Annotated in this window: 17 protein-coding genes; 8 read left to right on the top strand and 9 right to left on the bottom strand. The window is 67.8% G+C overall.

Going from position 1 to position 24,362, the window contains the following annotated elements:
- Window positions 1-305: 305 nt before the first annotated feature.
- The 4 genes from EYE42_RS06350 (at window position 306) to EYE42_RS06335 (ending at window position 8,199) form a co-directional block, all read left to right on the top strand.
- Complete coding sequence (locus tag EYE42_RS06350) at window positions 306-1,928, top strand: M10 family metallopeptidase (protein WP_130990475.1); 1,623 nt, start codon at window positions 306-308, stop codon at window positions 1,926-1,928.
- A gap of 96 nt (window positions 1,929-2,024) precedes the next feature.
- Window positions 2,025-2,399 carry a hypothetical protein gene (locus EYE42_RS06345; RefSeq protein ID WP_130990474.1) on the top strand — a complete coding sequence of 125 codons (375 nt, stop codon included), beginning with the start codon at window positions 2,025-2,027 and terminating at the stop codon, window positions 2,397-2,399.
- Between the two features lie 353 nt (window positions 2,400-2,752).
- Window positions 2,753-4,912: a PBP1A family penicillin-binding protein gene (locus tag EYE42_RS06340; RefSeq protein WP_246020604.1), complete on the top strand. Its 2,160-nt coding sequence runs from the start codon at window positions 2,753-2,755 to the stop codon at window positions 4,910-4,912.
- 98 nt (window positions 4,913-5,010) lie between these two features.
- Window positions 5,011-8,199 (top strand): DEAD/DEAH box helicase, encoded by a 3,189-nt coding sequence (locus tag EYE42_RS06335; protein WP_130990472.1) that lies wholly within the window; start codon window positions 5,011-5,013, stop codon window positions 8,197-8,199.
- A gap of 235 nt (window positions 8,200-8,434) precedes the next feature.
- On the opposite strand, the gene EYE42_RS06330 is transcribed toward EYE42_RS06335, so the two are convergent.
- A complete protein-coding gene (locus EYE42_RS06330) occupies window positions 8,435-9,364 on the bottom strand; it encodes a DMT family transporter (protein WP_130990471.1) in 930 nt (309 codons plus the stop codon).
- Window positions 9,361-9,837 carry a TetR/AcrR family transcriptional regulator gene (locus EYE42_RS06325; RefSeq protein ID WP_130990470.1) on the bottom strand — a complete coding sequence of 159 codons (477 nt, stop codon included), beginning with the start codon at window positions 9,835-9,837 and terminating at the stop codon, window positions 9,361-9,363. Before EYE42_RS06325 ends, EYE42_RS06330 begins: the two co-directional genes overlap by 4 nt.
- A gap of 164 nt (window positions 9,838-10,001) precedes the next feature.
- Here EYE42_RS06325 and EYE42_RS06320 point away from each other — a divergent pair, with 164 nt between their 5' ends.
- The 3 genes from EYE42_RS06320 to EYE42_RS16480 all read left to right on the top strand — a co-directional run bounded on the left by EYE42_RS06320 (window position 10,002) and on the right by EYE42_RS16480 (window position 15,805).
- A complete protein-coding gene (locus tag EYE42_RS06320) occupies window positions 10,002-11,003 on the top strand; it encodes a TAXI family TRAP transporter solute-binding subunit (RefSeq protein WP_130990469.1) in 1,002 nt (333 codons plus the stop codon).
- A 74-nt stretch (window positions 11,004-11,077) separates the two neighbouring features.
- Window positions 11,078-13,141 (top strand): TRAP transporter permease, encoded by a 2,064-nt coding sequence (locus tag EYE42_RS06315; RefSeq protein ID WP_130990468.1) that lies wholly within the window; start codon window positions 11,078-11,080, stop codon window positions 13,139-13,141.
- 81 nt (window positions 13,142-13,222) lie between these two features.
- Window positions 13,223-15,805: an AMP-binding protein gene (locus EYE42_RS16480; protein ID WP_130990467.1), complete on the top strand. Its 2,583-nt coding sequence runs from the start codon at window positions 13,223-13,225 to the stop codon at window positions 15,803-15,805.
- 70 nt (window positions 15,806-15,875) lie between these two features.
- Here EYE42_RS16480 and EYE42_RS06305 read toward each other — a convergent pair whose 3' ends face one another.
- The 7 genes from EYE42_RS06305 to glpD are packed head-to-tail and all read right to left on the bottom strand — an operon-like array spanning window position 15,876 to window position 23,416.
- A complete protein-coding gene (locus EYE42_RS06305; RefSeq protein WP_130990466.1) occupies window positions 15,876-17,600 on the bottom strand; it encodes an ABC transporter substrate-binding protein in 1,725 nt (574 codons plus the stop codon).
- 40 nt (window positions 17,601-17,640) lie between these two features.
- On the bottom strand, window positions 17,641-18,042 hold the full coding sequence (locus EYE42_RS06300) for a DUF2160 domain-containing protein (RefSeq protein WP_130990465.1): 402 nt from the start codon (window positions 18,040-18,042) through the stop codon (window positions 17,641-17,643).
- Window positions 18,042-18,857 carry a carbohydrate ABC transporter permease gene (locus tag EYE42_RS06295; protein ID WP_130990464.1) on the bottom strand — a complete coding sequence of 272 codons (816 nt, stop codon included), beginning with the start codon at window positions 18,855-18,857 and terminating at the stop codon, window positions 18,042-18,044. Before EYE42_RS06295 ends, EYE42_RS06300 begins: the two co-directional genes overlap by 1 nt.
- Window positions 18,854-19,720 carry a carbohydrate ABC transporter permease gene (locus EYE42_RS06290; protein ID WP_130990521.1) on the bottom strand — a complete coding sequence of 289 codons (867 nt, stop codon included), beginning with the start codon at window positions 19,718-19,720 and terminating at the stop codon, window positions 18,854-18,856. Before EYE42_RS06290 ends, EYE42_RS06295 begins: the two co-directional genes overlap by 4 nt.
- Window positions 19,720-20,802: an ABC transporter ATP-binding protein gene (locus EYE42_RS06285; RefSeq protein ID WP_130990463.1), complete on the bottom strand. Its 1,083-nt coding sequence runs from the start codon at window positions 20,800-20,802 to the stop codon at window positions 19,720-19,722. Before EYE42_RS06285 ends, EYE42_RS06290 begins: the two co-directional genes overlap by 1 nt.
- Window positions 20,802-21,869 carry an ABC transporter ATP-binding protein gene (locus tag EYE42_RS06280; RefSeq protein WP_130990462.1) on the bottom strand — a complete coding sequence of 356 codons (1,068 nt, stop codon included), beginning with the start codon at window positions 21,867-21,869 and terminating at the stop codon, window positions 20,802-20,804. The genes EYE42_RS06285 and EYE42_RS06280 overlap by 1 nt, the downstream gene beginning before the upstream one ends.
- The gene (gene glpD, locus EYE42_RS06275) at window positions 21,866-23,416 is read right to left on the bottom strand and encodes a glycerol-3-phosphate dehydrogenase (protein WP_130990461.1); all 1,551 of its coding nucleotides are present in this window, start codon (window positions 23,414-23,416) and stop codon (window positions 21,866-21,868) included. Before glpD ends, EYE42_RS06280 begins: the two co-directional genes overlap by 4 nt.
- A gap of 133 nt (window positions 23,417-23,549) precedes the next feature.
- Between glpD and EYE42_RS06270 the strand changes: the two genes are divergently transcribed.
- A complete protein-coding gene (locus tag EYE42_RS06270) occupies window positions 23,550-24,320 on the top strand; it encodes a DeoR/GlpR family DNA-binding transcription regulator (protein WP_130990460.1) in 771 nt (256 codons plus the stop codon).
- The last annotated feature ends 42 nt before the right edge of the window (window positions 24,321-24,362 follow it).

Here is a 24,362-nt window from a genome sequence, read left to right as displayed (position 1 = left end):
GGCAGGGCCGCAGTCTGGGCAGCGGGCCGTTCGTCATATGGGCATACAAATATCAAATTGAATTTTCCCCGAGACAACCCCAGGCTGTCACGGCAATGTGCACATGTCGCAACGCCGCGCCGGGCGGCGCCGTTGTGGGGTTTCCGGCCCTCCGGTTCCGCCCTGGCAGGCTGCCGCCCGGCGAGGGAAAGTCCGCACAGTTTTAGCGGCTCCATTGACACTCTGACCGCAAGTTGCAGGTCTTGTGGCTTGCGACAGAAACCGTCCCGCCGTGACGCCGCATCAGCCCAGAAAGGAATGACAGGATGGAAGTCTATTCGCCTCAGCGTTTCGCCGACACCTTGCAGCGCACGCTGTTCAGCGACGGCCAGAAACGCACGCTGTCGGGCGCTGCGGACGACACCGTCCTGGTGAACACCGTCGATCTGACGATCCGGGAAAAGGCCCTTGCCCGCGCCGCCTGGCAAGAGATCGCGGCCATCACCGGCCTGCGCTTTTTGGAAACGACCGGCTCTGCCGATGTGACCTATGTCAACGACGGCACGTCCACCGCCACCACGCGCGTCAGCTATAGCGGCAGCAGCATCCTCAGGGCGACGGTCAACATCTCGTCCGACCGGGTGGGCAGCGGCGACGGCATCGGAAGCTATGCCTTCCGGACCTACATGCATGAAACGGCCCATGCCCTGGGCCTGGGCCATCCCCAGGATTACGACGTCATCCGGACCTTCAGCCAGTCCGACATCGCCAACGATAGCTGGCAGATATCCATCATGTCCTATTTCGACCAGGACGAGAATACGCGGGTGAATGCCACCTATGCCCGGCAGATCACGCCCATGCTGGCCGATTACCTGGCGCTGCGCGACATGTATGGGGCGGTTCCCGTGCGCGTGGGGGCCACCACCTATGGTGTCAACTCGACCGCCGGAGGGGCGCTTGACAAGATGGCGTCGCTGGGGGCGATGGCGACCTTTCTGATCGCCGATACGGGCGGCTGGGACAGGGTCGATTTCTCGACCTTTGCGGCGGGGCAGTTCATCGACCTGCGCCCCGGGGCGATCTCCAGCGTGATGGGGGCGGTCGGAAACATGCAGATTGCGCCGGGCACCATCATCGAGGTTGCGATCGGCGGGGCGGGCGGCGACCGTCTGATCGGCAATGCCGCCAGCAACGTCCTGGATGGCCGGGGCGGGGCCGACCGCCTGGAAGGGGGCCTCGGCAACGATACCTATTACTACACGGCCGGCGATACGGTCGTCGAAGGTCCGTCGGCCGGCCTGGACCGGATGCTGTCGTTCGGCAGTTTTGCGCTGGCGGCGAATGTGGAAAGCGGCCAGGCCCTGGGATCGGCTGCGGTGACAGTGAACGGCAATGCCCTGAACAACGCCATCGCCGGCAATGCCGCGGCCAACGTGCTGAACGGCCTTGGCGGCAACGATACGCTGCGCGGCGGCGGAGGCAACGACCTGTATGTCACCAACGGCGGCGACGCGATCATCGAACAGGCCGGGGCGGGCGTGGACACGGTGCGCAGTTCGGTCAACTATGCCCTGACGGCCCATGTCGAGAATCTGGCCCTGATGGGCACGGCGGTGCGCGGCATCGGCAATGCCCTGAACAACGCCATCGCCGGCAACGCCGCCGGCAATGTGCTGAACGGCCTTGGCGGCAACGATGTCCTGACTGGTGGCGGGGGCGCGGACCAGTTTGTCTTTGGCGACGGCCTGGACCGGGTGCGCGATTTTCAGGACGATGTGGATACCCTGATGTTCATCGGCAGCCAGCTTGGGGTTTCGACCACCGCGCAGGCGATGTCGCACGCCGTTCAAAGCGGATCGAACGTGATCTTCGATTTCGGCGCCGATGATCTGATCGTGCTCAACACCACGATCGCCGCGCTTCAGAACGATGTCGGGATTATCTGAAAGGGCAACACGGAGTTTTGCCTGCGACAACGCGGCCCGTAGCGGCTATCATGCCGGCAAGGTCGGTCACCGAGGCTTCAAGACGGGATCTTCATCATGAAACTGTTCAAGCCGGTTTTCCTTCTTCTGGGATTGCTGACGCCCGCTCTGGCCGAGGACGCAGGGATCGAGGCGCGCATCACCTCGGCGCTGTCGTCCCTCGGCTATGCGCAGATCCAGATCGGCGTTTCCGAAGGTTCCGTGTCGGCCTCGGCCGTTCGCCGGGGCAGGACGGCGCCTTCCTGCTTTGACCTGATCGGCAATCGGCTGGTCGAACGCCGCTGCCGGCCCCCTCGGCCGTCTGCAAACCTCGAGGCGCGAGGAGACGGTATGCAAGAGGCTTATTCAGATTCCTCGGGGGTCGAGGTCGAAGACCTTGTTCCGGATACCTCGACCGACGAAGGCCCGGATGTCATCGAGACAAGCATGTGAGCGGGGATGCCCGGCGGCCCGTCCGAACCAAACGGTGTTCGACTCCTGCCCGGCGGCAAAAGGGTGAGGGGCGCCATCGCCCGTCCTTGCGCCATGCGGCGCCTTGGGGCGGGAAATCAGGCCATGCCGCCATAGCGATTCCAGAACCTTGCCGGCGGGATCAAACTTCTCCATCATCGGCTCGCACCCGTTTCAAGGCCTGAACGCTGTCCAGACAATCTCCCGATCCCGAGATGCGAGCCTCCGGTGGCCCCATGCCCCCGGCTGCTTCCGCCCTGGCGGCTGGCAGCCCGGATCACGGCACCGGAACCGCGCCGCCGGATGCCGGCCGGACGGCCCCAGGGGGGCAGCCCATGCCCGATGCCGAATCCGCTGAAGGCTCTGTGCGCGAGGCCCTGCGGGCGCTTTGGCGGGCCGTTCGCCGCGACGGGTCGCGAAACGTGCAGGCGTCCTGGACCTGGATGGCGGGACGTGCCGGGAAAGGTCTGGCCCGTGCGGGCGCAACGGTCCGGAACCGGGCGCCGGAATGGTCCGCGCTGCGGTTGCGATGGCCGTCGAAAGGGCGTGCAGGCGCGCGGGGTGGCGGGGCGGCCGGACGGGGCTGGCGGCTTGCCGTCTGGTCGATGGCCGCGCTGGCCGCAGGGGCGGCGGCGACCGGACTGGCGCTGTGGCTGACCATGCGCGACCTGCCCCTGGCCGAGGTTCTGCCACCCCTGCCCGAGCCGACGATGACCGTCGCGCTGGCCAATGGCGAGGTGCTGACCGCGCAGGGCGCCTATCGGGCGCCCTATGTCGCGCTGGACGAGATGCCGCCCCATCTGGGCCAGGCGGTGCTGGCCATCGAGGATCGGCGTTTTCGCGACCATCGGGGGATCGACCTGCGGGGAACCGCGCGCGCCCTGCTGCGCAACGTGCGGGCGGGCGGCGTCGTGCAGGGCGGCAGCACCATCACCCAGCAGCTTGTGAAGATCCTGTATCTGACGCCCGAACGCAGCCTGAGGCGCAAGGTCCAGGAAGCGGTGCTGGCGGCGATGCTGGAACGCCAGTTGGGCAAGGACCGCATCCTGGAACTGTATCTCAACGCGGTTTACCTCGGCTCGGGCGCCCATGGCGTTCCGGCCGCCGCCCGGACCTATTTCGACAAGGACGTGGGGGCGCTGAGCCTGCCCGAGGCTGCCTTGCTCGCCGCCTCGGTCCAGTTGCCGTCGGTGGTCAACCCGCTGTCCGATCCGGCGGCGGCCCGAAGCCGCGGGGCGCTTGTGCTGGGGCTGATGGCCGATCAGGGCCGCATCGACACGGCCACCCGCGACCGGGCCCTGGCGGAACTGGCCACGCTGGCGCCCAAGCCGCCGCCCACCCGGGCCGGCAGCTATTTCGCCGACTGGGTGCTGGCGGAAATGAATACGATCAAGGGGCCATCCTCGGAAGGGTTGTCGGCCACGGCGACGCTCAACCCCGGGCTACAGGCCCGGGCGGAACGGATCGTCCAAGAGGTCATGGCCACGCAAGGGGCCGCGGCTGGCGCCACGCAGGCCGCCCTTGTGGTCATGACCGCCGACGGGCGGGTGCGTGCGATGGTCGGCGGTCTTGACTACAAGGCCAGTCAATTCAACCGCGCCACCGATGCCAGGCGCCAGCCGGGGTCCACCTTCAAGCTGTTCGTCTATCTGGCCGCGCTGGCCCTGGGGGCGGACCCCGAGACGCGCGTGTCCGACGCCCCGGTCGTGATGGGCAACTGGAACCCCCAGAACTTCGACCGGAAAAGTCATGGCACGGTCACGCTGCGTCAGGCCTTTGCCATGTCCTACAACCTCGCGGCTGTGCGCCTGGCCCAGACGATCGGCGTCCAAAGGGTCATCGAGATGGCGCGCCGGCTGGGGATCGAGGCCGACCTTCAGGCAACGCCCTCGTTGGCCTTGGGCACCTCGGAGGTTACCCTCCTCGACATGACCGAAGCCTTTGCGGGGGTGGCGCGGGGCCGGGTTCCGGTCCAGGCCACCGGCATCGAGACGCTGCGGCTGGCCGAAACCGGCGGCGCCCTGCGCGTCGTCAAGGTTGCCGAGCGCGAGCAGACCAACCTGACGCAGACCCAGAAGCCGATGCTCGATCTGTTGCGGGCGGTTGTCGAAACGGGCACCGGCCGGGGCGCCGCCATCCGCGGGCGCGACATCCTGGGCAAGACCGGCACAAGCCAGGACAGCCGCGATGCCTGGTTCATCGGATTCGTCCGGGGAACCGGCCTGGTGGTGGGCGTCTGGGTCGGCAATGACGACAACACGCCGATGGACCGGGTGACCGGGGGCGGGCTTCCGGCCGAGATTTTCCGGCGCACGGTCGTGGCGGCGCTGCAGGGTGCCGCGGCCCCGGCGGCAGCCAACCCGCCCGCCCCGGCCGGTGCGGCCAAGGCGCGGCAATGCAACGTCCGCGCCTGTTCGGCCGCCTATCGGTCCTTCCGCGCCGCGGACTGCACCTTTCAGCCCTATTCCGGGCGTCGCCGGCTTTGCACGCGCTGACCGGTTTTGCGACCTCCGTCGGAACCGGACAGGGGGCGGGCGGCATTCATAAGGCGGCGCAGGCAGACCCCTGACCCAAGCAACGATCAGAGGTACCGATGCGCGACACCCTTCCCCCCTGCGTCGAGGCCGTGGCCCTGCTAAACGGCCTGGGGGCCGAGGACCGCGTCCTGCACATCGTTGCGGATGAACGCAAGGCCGAGGCGCTGGCCGCGTTCCTGCGCGGCGTGTTGCCCGAACGCCGGGTCTTTCATCTGCCGCAATGGGACTGCCTGCCGTTCGACGGCGCATCGCCCACGCCCGATGCGATGGGCCGCCGGATGGCGGTGCTGCACGGGCTTGCCGATGCGCGGCCAGGAGATGTGGTGGTGGCGTCGCTGCCCGTCCTGCTGCAACGCCTGCCGCCACCGGACGCGGCGCGCCATTTTCGGGTCAGGGTTGGCCAGCGGCTTGACCTGCCCGCGCTGGAGGCTTTTGCCCGCGACGCGGGATACCTGGCGGACGATCGCGTGGACGAACCGGGGGAAATCGCGATCCGCGGTGCCACCATCGAGGTGTTTGCCGGCGGCAACGCGCTGCCCTGCCGGATCGAGCTGGCAGAGGGGGCGGTTGCATCGCTGCGCTGCTACGATCCCGTGACGCAGCGGTCCACCGGCGATATCGAGACGCTGGACATCGTGCCCGTCACCGAGCTGCCGTTCCCCGGCGAACCGGGGGAACGGGGGGCCGAACACCGGCTGCCCAAGGCATGGGACGGACTGGCGATCCTGCCAGACCACATGCCCGGCGCCCGCATCACCGCCCTGCCCGCGACGCTGGAAACAGCGGACCGGCGCCTTGCCCGGCTGGCCGAGGCGCGGGCCGAGGCCGAGGCGGACGGGGCCCGTCCCCTGCCGGCCGACGCGCTCTATCTGGGGCCGCGGGACTGGGCCGACCTTGCGGCCCGGATCGACCTTCTGGCCGAGCCGGACTGGTCCGTCCTTCCGGCTTTTGCCGCCGCCGCCCGGCCCCGGGCCCGCCTTGCCCGGTTCCTGTCGGGCGACGCCGTGGCGGGGCGCCGGGTGGTTCTTGTCGCCGGTGACAGGACGCAACAGGCCCGCATCGCGCGCATGATCGAACAGGCGGATGGGCAGGTTCCGGAACGTGCCGCCGGCTGGGCCGAGTGCCGGGACCACCCGCGTGCCATCCTGGTGTCCGATCTGGCGCAGGGCGCCGTTTGCGGCGATCTGGTGGTCATCACCGCGCAGGATCTGCTGGGCAGCCGGGCCGTGTCGCCGGGCAGCCGCCAGCCGCAGGCGATGGGGGGCGTGCCGCTGACGGGGCTGGAGCTGGGCGACATCGTGGTTCACGAGGATCACGGGCTGGCAAGGCTTGAGGGACTGGAGCCCCTGGACGCCCAACGGCCGGGGGCCGAGGCGATCCGCCTGACCTTCGCGCATGACGAACGTCTGATGGTGCCGACCCATGACGCGGGCCGCATCTGGCGCTATGGCACCGCCGAGGCAGGGGTCACGCTGGACCGCCTGCGCGGCACGGCCTGGGCGCGCCGCCGCAAGGGCACGGCCGAGGCGCTGGCGCGGCTGGCCGATCATCTGGTGGCCCTGGCCCGCGCCCGCGATGCGGCCACTGCCCCTAGGCTGGTTCCCCCCGCCAGCGAATACGAACGCTTCATCGCCCGCTTTCCCTATCAGCCGACGCCCGATCAGGCCGAGGCGGTGCGCGCGGTTCTGGAGGACATGGCCTCGGGGCGGCCGATGGACCGGCTGGTCATCGGCGACGTGGGGTTCGGCAAGACCGAAATCGCCCTGCGCGCCGCCGCGGCTGCGGCGCTGGCGGGCCGTCAGGTGGCCGTCTGCGCGCCGACCACCGTTCTGGCCCGCCAGCATTACGACACCTTTCGCCGCCGCTTTGCCCCCCTGGGGATCGAGGTCGGGCACCTGTCGCGGCTGGTCACGGGCAAGCCCGCCGCCGCCCTGCGCGCAGGGCTGTCGGACGGGTCGATCCGGATCGTCGTGGGCACCCATGCGCTGCTGGGCAAGAATGTCCGCCTTGCCGATCTGGGCCTGCTGGTCATCGACGAGGAACAGCGCTTCGGTGCGGCCCACAAGCAAGGATTGCGCAAGCTGGGGCAGGGCATTCATGTCCTGTCGATGAGCGCGACCCCGATCCCCCGCACCCTGCGGGGCGCGCTGCTGGGGCTGGGGGATCTCAGCTATCTGAACACGCCCCCCGCCCGGCGGCGCCCGGTCCGCACCCTGATCGCCCCCGACGACGATGCCCTCCTGCGCCGGGCGCTTCGGCGCGAACAGCGGCGCGGTGGGCAGAGCTTTGTCGTCGTGCCGCGTATCGAGGATATCGCGGCGGTGGCCGAACGTCTGGGGCGCCTGTTGCCCGATCTGCGGCTGCGGGTCGCCCATGGCGGCCTGTCCGCCCGCGAGATCGACGAGACCATGGTGGATTTCGCCCGAGGCGAGGGCGACGTGCTGCTGGCCACCGGGATCATCGAAAGCGGTCTGGACGTGGCGCGGGCCAACACCATGGTGATCCTGCGCCCCGCGCTGTTCGGTCTGGCGCAGTTGCACCAGCTTCGCGGACGGGTCGGGCGGGGGCCGGTGCAGGCCTATTGCCATCTGGTCACGCCCGAGGGCGAGGATCTGTCGGAATCCGCGCAAAAGCGTCTTGGCACGCTTCAGGCCCTGGACCGGCTGGGTGCCGGCATGGCGATCAGCGCCGCCGACCTGGATCAGCGGGGGGCGGGCGACCTGCTGGGCGACCGGCAGGCAGGCCATGTTCAGCGGGTGGGCCTGGGGCTTTACCAGGAGATGCTGGCATCGGCCCTGCGCCGCGCCAAGAACGAGCCCGAGGCCCCGCCGCCGCCGCAGGTTCCGGGCGAGCCGGGCCATATCCCCGCCGATTACATCCCCGAGCCCGAAACCCGCATCGACCTGTATCACCGCATCGCGCGGGTCGCGGATCTCGACGACGCCGCGGGTCTGGCCGACGAGATCGCCGACCGGTTCGGCGCGCCCCCCGAGCCGGTCGAAACGCTGCTGCGCGCCGCCCGGCTGCGGGCCTTGGCGGCGCGGATGGGGGTTGCCAGCCTCAGCCTGGGCCCCGAGGGCGTGGCGCTGGATTTCCGCGACGGCGCCAGCGTCACCGACTATGCCGCGCAGGTGTCGGGACTGGAAGGGCGGCTGATCTGCCAGGACATGCGCCTGACCCTGCATCACCCCGGCCCCGAAGACCGGCTGGATGTCGCAAACGACCTGCTGGAACGGCTGGCCTGACGCCCTGCGGCCTTGGGCCCCGACGTTCGGACGGATGCCGTTCCCAGCCCCGGCCCCGGTCCGGGCCAGCCGGTCGCGGTGATGGTCGCGATACGGCGCCTTGGCCAGCGACACGCCCATCGCCACCATCCCGAAGGCGAAGGCGAAGAACAGGGCGGGGACATGCCCGCTGATGATCCGCATCGCCGTTGCCCGGGGCCTGTTTGGGCACAGGCTGCAAGGGCCTGACGGGCCGTCAGCCGCGCATCCGGGCGCGCGGGCCCTGGCGGGTCGCAGGGACCGGCAGGGCGATCACCGCCAGGCAGGATACGATCAACGCGACGCCCAGCCAGCCGGTCGCCGTCAGCCGTTCTCCGACCACCAGAACGGCCAGAACGGCAGCGACCACCGGCTCGATCAGGGACAAGGTGGTGGCGGTGCTGGCCGGAACCCGGGCCAAGCCGTAGCCAAAGGCCAGATAACCCAGAAACATCGGCACCGCCGCCATGTAGATCCCCACCGCGGCATTCCCCCATGAGGTCAGGAACGGCCCGCCGGTGGCGATCAGAACGGGCAGCAGCAGCGTGGCCCCGATCCCGAAAGTCGCGCCCATGGCGATATCGGACCGGACCCCGCGCAGCATGACCGACCGCGCCGTCCAGGAATAAAGCGCATAGGTCAGACCGCCCAGCAGGCCCAGAAGGACGCCCGGGATCGCCCCTTGGGCATCCCCCGACCCCGCAGGGATGCCGTCCTTGGCAAGGCACAGCAACGCCATGCCGATCAGGCCGGTCGCCGCCCCCAGCAGCCAGCGCGCCGACAGCCGCGCCCGGTCGATCAGGGATTCGATCAGCGCCGACAGCAGCGGCGCCGAACCGATCGTGACCACCGTTCCCACCGTCACCCCCGCCAGCCGCATCGAGCCATAGAAAGCCAGCGGATAGACCGCCACGGCGATCCCGCCCAGCACCAGCAGCCACATCTGGCCGCGCAGCGCGGTCCTGTGCCGCCGGATGCCCCGCCAGGCGTAAAGGGCCTGCATCAGCCCGCCCAGGCCCATGGCGGCCGCGCCGATCGCCGCCGCACCCACCTGGGGCGCGAATGTCGCCGCCGTTCCGGTGGTCCCCCAGACCACGGATGCGAACAGGACGGCGGCGATGCCCGTGCCGCGCCCCGACCGGGTCACACCCCCTCCACCATGGCCAGGGCGATGGCGCGGGCATCGCGGATGCAGGCATCGTTTCCCTCCGGCCCGGCGCGGGTGATGGCGCCTTCCAGCAGAAAGGCCCGATGGCGGGCGACCAGCGCCGCACGGGCGGGATCGCCGGGCAGCAGATCGGCCAGAGGCGCCGACAGAAGGGCCTCGACCTCCTCCTTGTGGCGGCGGACGGCCGTGCGGCCCCTGTCCCCGGCCCGCAGTTCGGCGGCGGCGTTCAGCAGCCCGCAGCCCCGGAAGCCGTGTTCATGGACTTGATCGGCGTGCCGATCCTTAAGATACGGGTTCACCAGATCGATCTTGGAGGCAAAGTTGTTGTACAGGCTCTTGCGGGTCACCCCGGCCCTTGCGTCGATGCCGGTGGCCGCAATCCCAGTGGCATGAAACAGGGCCGCGGCGGCGTTCGACAATCGGGCGCGGGCAGAATCTTCGGGTCCGGGCACGGGCTTCCCCTGAGAGCAGGTGGATCGGTATGCCTATTTTCAGGCCGTCGCAAGATCAGGGATGCGTTCCTGGAACCGGCGGCCATGCCCGTCTCAGGCGGTTGTGACTGCCGCATCCTGTGCTAACCTGTCCGGAACGCAATGATAGCAGGAACAAAAAAGCAATGAGACTGACAACGCTGTTTGCGGCATGTGCCATGGTCGCCACGCTGGGCCAGGGCGCCTTTGCCCAGGAAATGTCGTTCTTTCGCATCGGGACGGGCGGCACGGCGGGCACCTATTACCCGATCGGCGGGCTGATCGCCAACGCGATCTCGAACCCTCCCGGCTCGCGTGCGTGCGAGGATGGCGGTTCCTGCGGGGTGCCGGGGCTGGTGGCGACGGCGGTGGCCTCGAACGGATCGGTCGGCAATGTCAACGCCATCAACGGCGGCGCGATGGAGGCGGGCTTCAGCCAGTCGGACGTGGCCTATTGGGCGCAGACCGGCACCGGACTGTGGGAGGGCCAGCCGGCGGTGGACAAGCTGCGGCTGATCGCCAATCTGTATCCCGAAAGCATTCATCTGGTCGCGCGCGCCGATGCGGGCATCGAAACCGTGGCGGATCTGGCGGGCAAGCGCGTGTCGCTGGACGAACCGGGGTCGGGCACCCTGGTCGATGCCAAGATCATCCTCGAAGCCTTTGGCCTGTCGGAATCCGACATCACCCCCGAATACCTCAAGCCCGATCAGGCGGCCGACCGGATGCGCGACGGGGCGATGGACGCGTTCTTCTTCGTGGGCGGCTTTCCGGCGGGTGCGATCGCCGAACTGGCCAGCCAGCACGATGTCAGGATGATTCCCATTACGGGACCAGAGGTGGACACGCTGCTGGAAACCTATGATTTCTTCGCGACCGACAGCCTTCCGGCCGGAACCTACGAAGGCCAGGACGCGGACGTGGCGACCATCTCGGTCGGTGCGCAACTGGTCACATCGGCCGATCAGCCCGAGGAGCTGATCTATGGCATCACCAAGGCCCTGTACAACGAGAACACGCAAAAGCTGTTCGCGGCAGGCCATGCCAAGGGCAAGCAGATCACGCTGGAGAGCGCGACCGCGGGGGCGGGCATTCCCTTCCATCCGGGCGCCGAGCGGTTCTACAAGGAAGCCGGCGCGCTTCGGTAAGCGGCCCGATCCCGGCCAGGGGACGCGGCCCGGTCCGCGTCCTTTTTCGTGGAACGACACGCAGGAAACCACAGATGACCGAAGCCGCCCGCCAGCTTTCCGAAACCGAACTGCGCGCCCTCGAGGAGGAATACGACCCCGAAGCCCGGTTCCGAACGGTTCTGCGGCCGGTCGCGGTCCTGACGGGGATCGTTCTGTTTCTTTTGTCGGCCTATCACTTCTATACGGCGGGTTTCGGCATTCCCCGTGCCACGACGCATCGCGGGTTTCACCTGGGCGTGTCGCTGTTCGTGATCTTTCTCAGCTTTGCCGCATTTGACCGCAGCCGCCACAAGACCACCGGCCTTGTCATCCTGGGCATCCCGGTCGCGGACTGGGCCCTTGCGCTGGCCGGGGCGGTCAGCGCCTTTTACGTGCCGTGGATCTATGACCAGTTGGCGTTCCGCGTCGGCAACCCCATGACCATCGACATCGTCATGGGAACCGTCCTGCTGCTGACCCTGATGGAGGCCGTGCGCCGGTCGATGGGCTGGCCCCTGCCGGTGATCGCGGCCTTGTTCATCGCCTATGCCTATTGGGGGCAGTCGATGCCGGGCATCCTGGTCCATCCGGGCGCGGACTGGGCCACGATCGTCAACCATCTGTACCTGACCTCGCAGGGCATCTACGGCACCGCGCTGGGGGTGATCGCGACCTATGTGTTCCACTTCGTGCTGTTCGGGGTGATGGCCCAGAAGATCGGTCTGGGCCAGTTGTTCATCGACCTGGCGACCGCGCTGACGGGGCGGTTTTCGGGCGGGCCGGCCAAGGTGTCGGTGGTGTCCTCGGCGATGCTGGGCACGATCTCGGGATCGTCCATCGCCAACACCGTGACCACGGGTGCGCTGACCATCCCGGCGATGATCAGGATCGGGTTCCGCCGCCATTTCGCCGCCGCCGTCGAGGCCGCGTCATCGACCGGGGGGCAGATCACGCCCCCGGTGATGGGGGCGGTGGCCTTTCTGATGGTCGAATACCTGGGCATCCCGCTGCGCACGATCCTGATCGCCGCCATCGTGCCCGCCTTCATGCATTTCTTCGGCGTGCTGGTGCAGGTCCATCTGGAGGCCAAGCGCCTGGGCATCCGCGGCCTGACCAAGGAGGAAATGCCCCAGGCCGGGAAAGTCCTGCGCGAAGGCTGGCTGTCGGTGGCGCCGCTGATCCTGCTGGTCTGGATGCTGATGTCGGGCCGCACGCCCTTCCTGTCGGCCTTCTGGGCGATCACCGCCTGCATGGCCGTCTATCTGATTCAGAGGGTCATGGCTGCCGGAGTGGTGGACGGCATCAAGCAAACCGCCGCCGGCATCTTCGAGGGTTTCGTGTCGGGCGCCCGGCAGTCGCTGGCGGTGACGGCCGCGGCCGCGCTTGTGGGCGTGGTCATCGGCATCGTCACGCTGACCGGCGTGGGCTTCAAGATCGCCTTCATGGTCACCTCGGTCGCCGCCGATGCCGCCGGCAGCTTTCACGCCTTTCTGGGCTTTCTGCCGTTCGAGCTGTTCAGGGTGCAGACCCTGACCCTGCTGTTCACCCTGGTGATGACGGCGGTTGTTTGCATCCTGATGGGCTGCGGCGTGCCGACGACGGCCAACTATATCATCATGGTGGCCGTCGCCGCGCCGGTCCTGGGGATGATGAACGTGGAACCGCTGGTGGCCCATTTCTTCGTCTTCTATTTCGGCGTGCTGGCCGATGTGACCCCGCCCGTGGCGCTTGCCGCCTATGCCGGGGCAGGGATCGCCGGGGCCAACGGTTTCAAGGCGGGCAACACCGCCTTCCGGCTGTCGATGGGCAAGGCCCTGGTGCCGTTCGTGTTCGTGTTCTCGCCCTCGCTTCTGATCGTGACGCAGGCCTTTACGCTGCCCGATTTCCTGCTGGCCTTCACCGGCGCGGTGCTGGGCATCGTCGCGCTGTCGGCGGCGATCACCAACTGGCTGCTTGGCCCGCTCTGGGTGATCGAGCGCCTTGCCCTGACCTTGGCCGCCCTGCTGATGATCGCGCCCGAGCCGATCTCGACCGCCCTTGGCATGGCGATCCTGGCGGCAGTCACGGCCCGGCAGGCTCTGGCCGTGCGCAATGCCCCGGCGGCCTCGACCCCCTGATCCGGGCGCCGTGCGGACAGAATATGATTGACTCAATCAGTCGGAATTATTAGGCGCGCGGCAGCAGCAGGAGGCCGCGCCGTGTTCATCTTACCCCACCATCTTGCCGCATTCGCGGGCCGCCCCTGTCTGCTTCATCGGGATCGGGTCGTCAGCTATGCCGACCTTGCGGCCTCGGCGCAGCGATTTGCCGAACGGCTTCCGTTCCCGCGGGGCCTGATCGCCATCGAGATGGCGCCCACCCCCGAGGCCATCGCCGCCCATGTCGGCGCCCTGGGGGCAGGCCATGCCGTCATGCCCCTGCCCCAAGGCGAGGACGAAGCCGCGCGCCGTCTGGAACAGCGGTTCCGCCCCCATGCCACCTGGCGCCGGATCGGGGGCCGCTGGCGGCTGGTGTTCCACGAGAACCCGGCGGCGCTGCATCCCGATCTGGCCATGGTGCTGCAAACCTCGGGCAGCACCGGGCAGGGGCGCGGTGTCCGTTTGTCCGCCGGGGCGGTGACCGCCAATGCCGAGGCGATCGCCGATTATCTGCGGATCGGGACGCGGGACCGGGCCGCGCTGATCCTGCCCCTGCATTATTCCTATGGCCTGTCGGTTCTTCATTCCCATCTGCTGCGCGGCGCAAGCCTTTGGCTGGCCGAACACGCGATCCTTGATCCGGGATTTTGCAGGGCGCTGACCGCCTCGGGGGCCACCAGCCTTGCCGGGGTGCCGCATCATTTCACCCTGCTGGACAGCATCGGGTTCGCTGAAAACCTGCCGGACGGGCTGGATTGCATGACCGTCGCGGGCGGCGCGATGAAACCGGCGGCGGTGCGGCACTGGGGGTCGGTGATGGGATCGCGGCGGGGCCGGTTCGTGGTGATGTATGGCCAGACCGAGGCCACGGCCCGCATGGCCTGGTTGCCCCCCGAACAGGCCTGCCGGGCGCCCGACGCGATCGGCCAGGCGATCCCCGGCGGAACCCTGGTCCTGCGGGATGACACGGGGCAAGACCTGACCCGTCCCGAGGCCGAGGGCGAACTGGTCTATCGGGGAGCCAACGTGATGATGGGTTATGCCGAAACGTCCGGCGACCTGTCGCGCGGACCGGAACTGGACGAACTGGCCACGGGCGATCTGGCACGGCGGGGGGCGGACGGATTCTTTCGCATCGTCGGACGCCGGTCGCGCATGTCGAAGATCGCCGGGCTGCGGATCGGCCACGACGCCCTGGAACGTGCCCTGGAACAGGATCTGGGAAAGGCCGGGCAAGAGATCGCCGTCTGGGGAAACGACGAACGCATCTGGGTGGCCGCCCCCGATCCGTCGGACCGGCTGGTTGCCCTGACCGCGCGGCTGGCAGGGATCAGGCCACAGCACGTCGTGGCGATAGGCTGCCCGCGGCTGCCGCGCCATCCCAATGGCAAGATCGACTATCCGGCGCTGCGGAACCTTGCGGCGGAGCCCCGCCAGGGGGCAAGCCTGCACGACATCTTTGCCCGCAGCTTTGCCCCGCGCCCGGTGCGCCCGCAGGACAGCTTCGCCAGCCTGGAGGGCGATTCGCTGCGCCATGTCGAGATCTCGCTTTTGCTTGATCGGCACCTGGGCGGATTGCCGGACAAATGGGAACAGATGAGCATCGCAGCCCTCGAGCAGCCCTCCATGGACAACGACAGGGACAGGGGCCGGGTTAGCCAGATCCCGATGCCCATCCTGGCGCGTGCCATGGCCATTCTGGCGGTGGTCGTCGCCCATCAGACCTTGTGGCCCCTCTACGGAGGGGCGGCCGCGATGGTGGTCCTGCTGGGGATGAGCGTGGCGCTCCACCGGCGCGAGGCCCTGATCGACGGCGACAGGGCGCGGTTCCTGCGCCCCAGCCTGCGGGTGCTGGTGCCCTATGGGCTGATGGTGGCGGGATATGCCCTTGCCTGGGGGCAGGTGCCCTGGGCTTCGGTGTTCCTGGTGGGCAACCTTGCACTGACCACGCCCGAGACGCATCTGATGCTGCCCTATCTTTACTGGTTCGTCGAAGCCTATGTGCAGATGAACCTGATCCTGCTGCTGCTGTTTGGGCCGCGCGTCGCGCGCGACCGGCTGAACCGCGCGCCCTTCATGGTCGGCTTGGGATTGCTGGGCCTTGGCGTGCTGTTGCGGGTCACGCTGCCCGAATTCTGGCCGCTGCCGGCGGGCCGGTCGCAGTTTTCGGTGCCGTGGGTCTTTTATCTGTTTGCGCTGGGCTGGTGCATCGCCACCGCGACGACCGCGCGCCAGCGGCTGGTGGTGCTGCTGGCGGCAGGGGTGATCCTGCCGGGGGCGGCCTGGCTTGGCGGCAACTGGCACGGCGCCTGGATCAAGTATCTTGGCCTTTTGGGGATGGCGGCCCTGCTGCTGTATGTGCCGCGGGTGCGCGCGCCGCGACCGCTGGTGCGGGGCGCCATGCATCTGGCCCGTGCGGCCTTTCCGATCTACCTGCTGCACCGGCTGGTCCCCGAGGCGCTGATGCCGGTCCTGGGAATCGGGGGGGAAACGGCTGTGGCGGATGCCCTGGCGATCGGCGGCGGCATCGCCCTGGGCCTGCTGGCCGGGGCTGCGCAGGCCAGGCTTTGGCCCGTGGCGGCCGGCCTGATGGCGCGCCGCCGGTCTTGGTGGCCGCTGTCTTCGGGGCGGTCGAGCGCCTGACCGAGCGAAAGATGCGTGACATGGACGAAAAAAGGAAAGCCCGGAAAAATCCGGGCTTTCCCTGGGCACGTCACTGCCAGCTTTTCACCAGCTCGTCATAGCTGATGGTTTCCGGCTGGGGATCTTCGTTCTCCAGCTTCAGTTGCGGGGCAATGCCGCCGTTTTCCTTGGCGTAATTGTTCCACCATTCCAGGTCATGCTCCTCGGCCATCTTGGGGCCGATGTCGCCCTGCACGCCGGCACGCTCCAGCCGTTCCAGCACCTTTTCCTGTTCGGCGCACAGGCTGTCCATCGCCTCTTGCGCCGTCTTGGCGCCCGAGGCCGCGTCGCCGATGGCCTGCCACCACAGTTGCGCCAGCTTCGGATAGTCCGGCACGTTAGTGCCGGTGGGCGACCACTGCAGGCGGGCGGGGCTGCGATAGAACTCGATCAGCCCGCCCAGCTTGGGGGCACGCTCGGTGAACGACTCGTGGTCCAGCGTGGACTGGCGGATAAAGGTCAGGCCGACATGGCTTTTCTTCACGTCCACCGTTTTCGACGTCACGAACTGCGCATAGAGCCATGCCGCCTTGGCGCGGTCGTCGGGCGTCGATTTTAGCAGCGTCCACGACCCCGCATCCTGATAGCCCAGCTTCATCCCGTCCTGCCAGTAGGCGCCGTGGGGCGAGGGGGCAAAGCGCCATTTCGGCGTGCCGTCCTCGTTCACGACGGGCAGGCCCTCCTTGACGAAGTCGGCGGTGAAGGCGGTATAGGTGAACATCTGCTGGGCGACCTCGCCCTGGCTGGGCACCGGGCCGCTTTCGCTGAAGGTCATGCCCTGGGCGGCGGGGGGCGCATACTTGGTCATCCAGTCCAGGTATTTCTGGATCGCATAGACCGAGGCCGGGCCGTTGGTGTCGCCGCCGCGCGCGACGCAACTGCCGACCGGGCGGTCGTTTTCATCGACGCGGATGCCCCATTCATCGACCGGCTTGCCGTTCGGGATGCCCTTGTCGCCGTTTCCCGCCATCGACAGCCAGGCATCGGTGAAGCGCCAGCCCAGCGAGGGGTCCTTCTTGCCATAGTCCATGTGGCCAAAGACCGTCTTGCCGTCGATTTCCCGGCCCGTGAAGAATTCGGCGATATCCTCATAGGCCGACCATGTGACGGGCACGCCCAGGTCATAGCCGTATTTGTCGCGGAACTCGGCCTTGTTCGTCTCGTCGTCGAACCAGTCCTTGCGGAACCAGTAGAGGTTGGCGAACTGCTGGTCGGGAAGCTGATACAGGTTGCCGTCCGGCGCGGTGGTGAAGGACTTGCCGATGAAATCGTCGATGTCGAGGTCGGGGTTCGTCACATCCGCCCCGGCATTCGCCATCCAGTCGGTCAGGTTGCGGGCCTGCTGATAGCGCCAGTGCGTGCCGATCAGGTCGCTGTCGTTGACATAGGCGTCATAGATGTTCTCGCCCGACTGCATCTGGGTTTGCAGCTTTTCCACCACGTCGCCTTCGCCGATCAGGTCATGGGTGACCGTGATCCCGGTGATGGCGGTAAAGGCGGGGGCAAGCGTCTTGGCCTCGTATTCATGCGTGGTGATCGTTTCGGATACCACCTTGATCTCCATGCCCGCAAAGGGCTGGGCGGCGTCGATGAACCATTGCATCTCGGCCTCTTGCGCGGCGCGGTCCAGCGCGGACAGGTCGCCGATCTCGGCGTCCAGGAACTCGCGCGCCTCCTCGATACCCGCCATGGCCAAATTCGGTGCGCCGGTCGCCATCAGCGCAAGCGCCATGGCAGTCGTCAGGTGCAGTCTCATTGTGGTTTCCCTCCCCAGGATGGGCCGTTGCGGCCCGGTTTCACACCCAGCGGAACACCGCCGCGGCGTAGATCAGTGACAGGATCAATCCTCCCCAGGCGGGTGCTCCGCCGAAGCCCAGCCAGGCAAGGTTGATGAAGGCCGCGCCCAGCAGGCTGATGAACAGCCGGTCGCCCCGGGTCGTCCAGATGCGAAGCACGCCCCTGCGTGGCGTTTCGGGGGACCGGATGGCGGCCCATGTGAAGAACAGCAGCAGCGCCGCGATCACCCAGAAGAAGAGTGCGGTCGGAAAGGTCCAGGCCATCCAGCCGCCGGGATCGAGGCTGCCGGTCCATTCGCGGACGCCGTCCTCGACCGGGACCAGCCCGACCAGCCAGGCCAGCACCCCCAGCATCAAGAGGCCTGCGGCGGCAAAGCCCAGATTGACGGAACGCCGGTGCATCACACCCTCCCCAGGGCAAAGCCCTTGGCGATGTAGTTCCTCACGAACCAGATCACCAAGGCGCCGGGCAGGATGGTCAGCACCCCCGCCGCCGCCAGCACGCCCCAGTCGAGGCCCGAGGCGCTGACCGTGCGGGTCATCGTCGCCGCGATGGGCTTGGCGTTCACCGAGGTCAGGGTGCGCGACAGCAGCAGTTCGACCCAACTGAACATGAAGCAGAAGAAGGCCGCGACGCCGATGCCGCTGGCGATCAGGGGCATGAAGATGCGCGTGAAGAACCGCGGAAAGCTGTAGCCGTCGATATAGGCCGTCTCGTCGATTTCGCGCGGGACGCCGGACATGAAGCCTTCGAGGATCCAGACGGCCAGCGGCACGTTGAACAGGCAATGCGCCAGGGCCACCGCGATATGGGTGTCGAACAGGCCCACGGCGGAATAAAGCTGAAAGAACGGCAGGGCAAAGACGGCGGGCGGCGCCATGCGGTTCGTCAGCAGCCAGAAGAACAGGTGCTTGTCGCCCAGAAAGCGATAGCGGCTGAAGGCATAGGCCGCAGGCAGCGCCACGGCCAGCGACAGGGCCGTGTTCATCACCACATAGATAAGGCTGTTCACATAGCCCATGTACCAACTGGGGTCCGTCAGGATGGTACGGTAGTTCTCGAGCGTCGGGCTCAGGGGATACAGGCTGAAGGTGCCGGTGATCTCGGCATTGGTCTTGAGGCTCATGTTCACCAGCCAGTAGATCGGCACCAGCAGGAACAGCAGATACAGGGTCATGACGACTGCCGAACCAAGCGACCCACGGGCGGATGTCATGGCATGTCCCTCTGCGCCGTCATGACGGTATAGAAAACCCACGAGATCAGCAGGATCACCAGGAAATAGATCAGGCTGAACGCCGCTGCCGGGCCAAGGTCGAACTGGCCGATGGCCATCTTCACCAGGTCGATGGACAGGAATGTGGTGGCGTTGCCCGGACCGCCGCCGGTGACGACGAACGGCTCGGTATAGATCATGAAGCTGTCCATGAACCGCAGCAGCACCGCGATCAGCAGCACCCCCGCCATCTTGGGCAGTTCGATGAACCGGAACACGCTCCAGCGGCTGGCCTGGTCGATCCGCGCGGCCTGGTAATAGGCGTCGGGGATGGATTGCAGCCCGGCATAGCACAGCAGCGCGACCAGGCTGGTCCAGTGCCACACGTCCATGACGATGATGGTGGCCCAGGCATCGACCGGATCGTTGACATAGTTGTAGTCCACCCCCATCGCCGCCAGCGTGTGCCCCAGCAACCCGATGTCCACGCGCCCGAAAACCTGCCAGATCGTGCCCACCACGTTCCACGGGATCAGCAGCGGCAGCGCCATCAGCACCAGCACGAGGCTGGCCCAGAATCCGCGCTTGGGCATGTTCAGGGCGATGAAGATGCCCAGCGGGATCTCGATCGCCAGGATGATGGCGGAAAACAGCAACTGCCGGCCCAGGGCCGCGTGGATGCGGTCGCTTTCCAGCACCTCCTGGAACCAGCCAAGGCCGTTCCAGAAGAACTGGTTGTTCCCGAAGGTGTCCTGGACCGAATAGTTCACAACGGTCATCAGCGGGATCACCGCCGAAAAGGCGACGACCACCAGCACCGGCAGAACCAGGAACCAGGCGCGGTTGTTGAGCGGCTTGTCCATCATGCGGCCCTTTCCAGGGGTTCGATGCGCCAGTCATCGACAAAGACGCCGATCCGGGCCGGGTCCAGGACCACGCGGTCGAACGCCGCGGGGATCGGCTGATCCTCGGGGACGACGAGGTTGAAGGGCGCGCCCGCAACCTCGCCGCGCAGGATGCGGTGGTGGCCTACATCCTCGGTGCGGATCAGGCGGAAGGGCAGGCCGTCGCCGGTCGTGGGGCGCACGGCGTCGGGACGGATGCCGATCTGCACCCGGCCCTGCGGCGCGGCATAGGGCGCCGCCAGCGGGATCGTCGCCCCCCCGACACGCGCGGTCGCCCCGTGAAGCTGCGCGTCCAGCAGGTTCATGCCGGGCGAGCCGATGAAATAGCCCACGAAGGTATGCGCGGGGGTGTCGAACAGCGATTGCGGGGTGCCCGCCTGCACGACGCGGCCCTCGGACATGACGACCACCTCGTCGGCAAAGGTCAGCGCCTCGGTCTGGTCGTGGGTGACATAGATCATCGTATGCCCGAATTCGCGGTGCAGGGCCTTCAACTGCGTGCGCAGTTCCCATTTCATCTGCGGGTCGATGACTGTCAGCGGTTCGTCGAACAGGATCGCGTTCACGTCCTGCCGGACCATGCCGCGCCCCAGGCTGATCTTCTGCTTGGCATCCGCCGTCAGCCCCCGCGCGCGGCGCTCCAGCGTCGCCTCCATCCCGATCATGCGGGCCACCGCATCGACCCGCGCGGCGATCTGGTCGGCGGGCAGGCCCCGGTTCTTCAAGGGAAAGGCCAGGTTCTGGCGCACGGTCATGGTGTCATAGACGACCGGGAACTGGAACACCTGCGCGATGTTGCGTTCCGCCGTGGGCAGGTCGGTCACATCGCGGTCGCCGAACAGCACCCGCCCGCGCGACGGGTGCAGCAGGCCCGAGATGATGTTCAGCAGCGTGGTCTTGCCGCAGCCCGAACTGCCCAGCAGCGCATAGGCACCGCCATCGCGCCAGGTCAGCGACATCGGCTTCAGCGCCCAGTCGGCATCCCCCCTGGGCGTGGGACTGTAGCTGTGGGCAAGGGTGTCCAGGGTGATCCGCGCCATCACGCCGCCCGCGCATAGGGGGCGGCCCGCGCCAGGCGGCCGCCTTCGTCGAACAGATAGATATGCGCCGGATCAAGCCACAGGGTCAGCGGCGCCCCTGCCGGAAGGGTCTGCACGCCCGGAACCAGTCCGACCCAGCGGTCCGGGCCATGCCGCAGATGCAGATAGGTTTCCGCCCCGGTGATTTCCGTGGTGTCAAGCCGGGCATCCAGGGCGATGGACTGAGGCGACTGCCGCAGCGACAGATGAGGCGCGCGAAACCCTGCGGTATATCGGCCATCGGCCACATCCACCCGCCACCGCGCGCGGTCAAGCACGGCTTCCCCGCCCTGCACGGCGATGCGTTTGAAGTTCATCGGCGGGTCGCTGAAGACGCGGGCGGTCACGGCGTCCTGCGGCGCGCGATAGACCTGAGGGGTGGGGCCGAACTGCGTCACCCGGCCCTCCCACAGCGTCGCGGTGCTGCCGCCCAGCAGCAGCGCCTCCTCGGGTTCGGTGGTGGCATAGACGAAGATCGCGCCCGATGCCTCGAAGATGCGCGGGATTTCGGCCCGCAACTCCTCGCGCAGCTTGTAGTCGAGGTTCGCCAGCGGCTCGTCCAGCAGCACCAGCCCGGCGCCCTTGACCAGGGCGCGGGCCAGGGCCGTGCGCTGCTGCTGTCCACCCGACAGGTCCAGCGGGCGGCGATCCAGCAGGGGCGTCAGGCGCATCATCTCGGCCGTCTGGCGGACACGCTTGTCGATCTCGGCCCGTGCCACGCGTTGCAGGCGCAGGGGCGAGGCGATGTTGTCGTAAACGCTCATCGACGGATAGTTGATGAATTGCTGATAGACCATCGCCACGCCCCGGTCCTGCACCCGGCGGCCGGTCACGTCCTGGCCTTGCCAGACAATTCGGCCGCTGCTGGGCTGGTCCAGTCCCGCCATCAGCCGCATCAGCGTGGTCTTGCCCGACAGCGTCGGGCCCAGAAGCACGTTCATGCTGCCGGGCGCCAGTTCCAGATCGACCGGATGGATCCAGGTCTGGCCGGCGACATCCTTGGCGACGCCCTGCAGTTCCAGCGTCATGCCGCAACCCTCCGACTGGCGATATAGTCCTCGACCTCGGCGGCCTGTTCGGGCGACATCCGCAAGCCCAGCTTGGAGCGCCGCCACAGCACCCCCTTGGCGTCGCGTGCCCATTCGCGCTCCATCATCCAACGCAGTTCGGATTCGGTCAACGTCGCGCCAAAGTCGCGGCCCAGATCGGCGGCGGTCCGGGCGCCGTCCAGAACCTGCGCAGCCTCGGTCCCATAGGCGCGCACCAGGCGGTCGGCCCACCCTTGGGTCAGGAACGGATGGTCGCGCCGCAGCCCGTCCGCCAGAGCCGCCGCGCCGTCCACGGGAAAATCGCCGCCCGGCAGGGGGGCGCCTGCGGTCCAGGGCGAACCCGCGCCCGGCAGATGCGGCGCCAGCTTGGCCATCGCGGCTTCGGCCAGACGGCGATAGGTGGTGATCTTGCCGCCGAAGACATGCAGGCAGGGCGGCCCGGCCTGGTCCAGCGACAGCACATAGTCCCGCGTCGCCGCCGTGGCGGACGACGCGCCATCGTCGTAAAGGGGCCGCACCCCCGAAAAGGTCCAGACCACATCCGCAGGCGTCACCGCCTGCCGGAAATAGCCCGACACGAACCGGCACAGGTAATCGACCTCCTCGGGCGTGCAGACGGCCTGATCCGGCGCGCCGTCGTGATCCATGTCGGTGGTGCCGATCAGGGTGAAGTCGCCCTCGTAGGGGATCGCAAAGACGATCCGGCCGTCGGGGCCTTGCAGGAAATAGGCCTTGTCGTGGTCGAACAGCCGCCGCGTGACGATATGGCTGCCCCGCACCAGCCGCACCCCTTCGGTCGATGGCAGGTGCGCCACCTCCTGGATCACCTGACCGACCCAGGGGCCGGCGGCGTTCACCAGCACCCGTGCCCGGAAGCTGCGCCCGTCGGCCAGTCGGACCATCCAGCCAGTCCCGTCGCGCCGAGCCTCTGTCACCTTCGAGCCCACGATGATGTCGGCGCCCCGCGCCGCCGCATCGCGCGCGTTCAGCACCACCAGCCGCGCATCGTCCACCCAGCAGTCGGAATATTCATAAGCCCGCGTCAGCCTGTCCTGCAACGGTTCGCCTTCGGGCGCATGGCGCAGATCCAGCGACGTGGTGCCGGGCAGGATCTTTCTTGCGCCAAGGTTGTCGTACAGGAACAGCCCCGCGCGGATCACCAGGTTCGGCCGATGCCCGCGCGCCCAGGGCATCGCCAGCGACAGCAGCCGCGATACCGGCGTCTGCCCGGCAAAGCGCATCCGCGGGTCCAGCGGCAGGACGAACCGCATGGGCCAGGCGATGTGGGGCATCGCCCGCAGCAGCACCTCGCGTTCGCGCAGCGATTCTCGCACCAGGCGCAGTTCCAGGAATTCCAGATAGCGCAGCCCGCCATGATACAGCTTGGTCGAGGCGCTGCTGGTCGCCCCGGCCAGATCCCCCTGTTCGGCCAGACGAACGGACAGACCGCGCCCCGCGGCGTCGCGGGCGATGCCCGTGCCGTTGATCCCGCCGCCTATGACAAACAGATCCGTCGCCGCCGACATGATCATCCCCCGCGCTCTGACCTCAAGACGAACATCGGCGCGCGCGTTCTGTCAAGAATGATGTTCGTTTATGCGCAGTTTCTTTCGCTTGACAGAGGGTCGGTGTGCGTTTTCTGTAAGGGCCGGGCAGGGGGTGGCGATGAACATCCGGCAGATGCAGATCCTGGAACTGGTGCGCGCCTCGGGGCGGGCGGGGGTCGAGGAATTGTCCGTCCAACTGGGCGTCACGCCCCAGACGATCCGCCGCGACCTGGCCGAACTGGCCGATCAGGGGGTGCTGGACCGGGTCCATGGCGGGGCGATCCTGCGCAGCGGCGCCAGCAACATCGCCTATGAGGAACGGCGCCGGATGAACGAGGACGCCAAGGCCGCCATCGGCCGCGCCTGCGCCGCCCAGATTCCCGACAACAGTTCGGTGATCCTCAACATCGGCACCACGACCGAGGCGGTGGCCCGTGCCCTGCTGCGCCATCGCAACCTGACGGTCGTGACCAACAACATGAACGTGGCCAATATCCTGGCCGCCAATGAAAGCTGCGAGGTTCTGTTGGCGGGCGGGCTGCTGCGGCGGTCCGACGGCGGTCTGGTCGGCGATCTGACCAGCGAGTTCATGGCGAATTTCAAGACGGATTACGCCATCATCGGCTGTTCGGCCCTGGACGAGGACGGCGACATCCTGGACTTCGATCTGGCCGAGGTGCGCGTCAGCCGCGCCATCCTGCGTCAGGCGCGCGAACGCTGGCTGGTGACGGATTCGGCCAAGCTGGCGCAAAAGGCCCCGATCCGCGTCGTGTCCCTGTCCGAACTGGATGCGATCTTCATCGACCGTCCGATGCCGGAAGGCCTGCACAGGGTGTGCGAGGACGGGGACACGCAGGTGGTGGTGGCCTCTGCCGACGCCTGACCCCGGGGACTTGCCCGTCAACACGGTCTTTCCCGTGATGCC

It is taken from the genome of Paracoccus subflavus (assembly GCF_004310345.1).
GTDB classification, from domain to species: domain Bacteria; phylum Pseudomonadota; class Alphaproteobacteria; order Rhodobacterales; family Rhodobacteraceae; genus Paracoccus; species Paracoccus subflavus.
The sequence above is the reverse complement of the archived record's forward strand: the minus strand, read 5'-3'. Positions and strand labels throughout refer to the sequence as shown.

Coding starts and splice junctions, on each gene's coding strand:
- EYE42_RS06350 (WP_130990475.1), top strand. CDS start 306: ATGGAAGTCTATTCGCCTCAGCGTTTCGCCGACACCTTGCAGCGCACG.
- EYE42_RS06345 (WP_130990474.1), top strand. CDS start 2,025: ATGAAACTGTTCAAGCCGGTTTTCCTTCTTCTGGGATTGCTGACGCCC.
- EYE42_RS06340 (WP_246020604.1), top strand. CDS start 2,753: ATGCCCGATGCCGAATCCGCTGAAGGCTCTGTGCGCGAGGCCCTGCGG.
- EYE42_RS06335 (WP_130990472.1), top strand. CDS start 5,011: ATGCGCGACACCCTTCCCCCCTGCGTCGAGGCCGTGGCCCTGCTAAAC.
- EYE42_RS06320 (WP_130990469.1), top strand. CDS start 10,002: ATGAGACTGACAACGCTGTTTGCGGCATGTGCCATGGTCGCCACGCTG.
- EYE42_RS06315 (WP_130990468.1), top strand. CDS start 11,078: ATGACCGAAGCCGCCCGCCAGCTTTCCGAAACCGAACTGCGCGCCCTC.
- EYE42_RS06305 (WP_130990466.1), bottom strand. CDS start 17,600: ATGAGACTGCACCTGACGACTGCCATGGCGCTTGCGCTGATGGCGACC.
- EYE42_RS06300 (WP_130990465.1), bottom strand. CDS start 18,042: ATGCACCGGCGTTCCGTCAATCTGGGCTTTGCCGCCGCAGGCCTCTTG.
- EYE42_RS06295 (WP_130990464.1), bottom strand. CDS start 18,857: ATGACATCCGCCCGTGGGTCGCTTGGTTCGGCAGTCGTCATGACCCTG.
- EYE42_RS06290 (WP_130990521.1), bottom strand. CDS start 19,720: ATGGACAAGCCGCTCAACAACCGCGCCTGGTTCCTGGTTCTGCCGGTG.
- EYE42_RS06285 (WP_130990463.1), bottom strand. CDS start 20,802: ATGGCGCGGATCACCCTGGACACCCTTGCCCACAGCTACAGTCCCACG.
- EYE42_RS06280 (WP_130990462.1), bottom strand. CDS start 21,869: ATGACGCTGGAACTGCAGGGCGTCGCCAAGGATGTCGCCGGCCAGACC.
- glpD (WP_130990461.1), bottom strand. CDS start 23,416: ATGTCGGCGGCGACGGATCTGTTTGTCATAGGCGGCGGGATCAACGGC.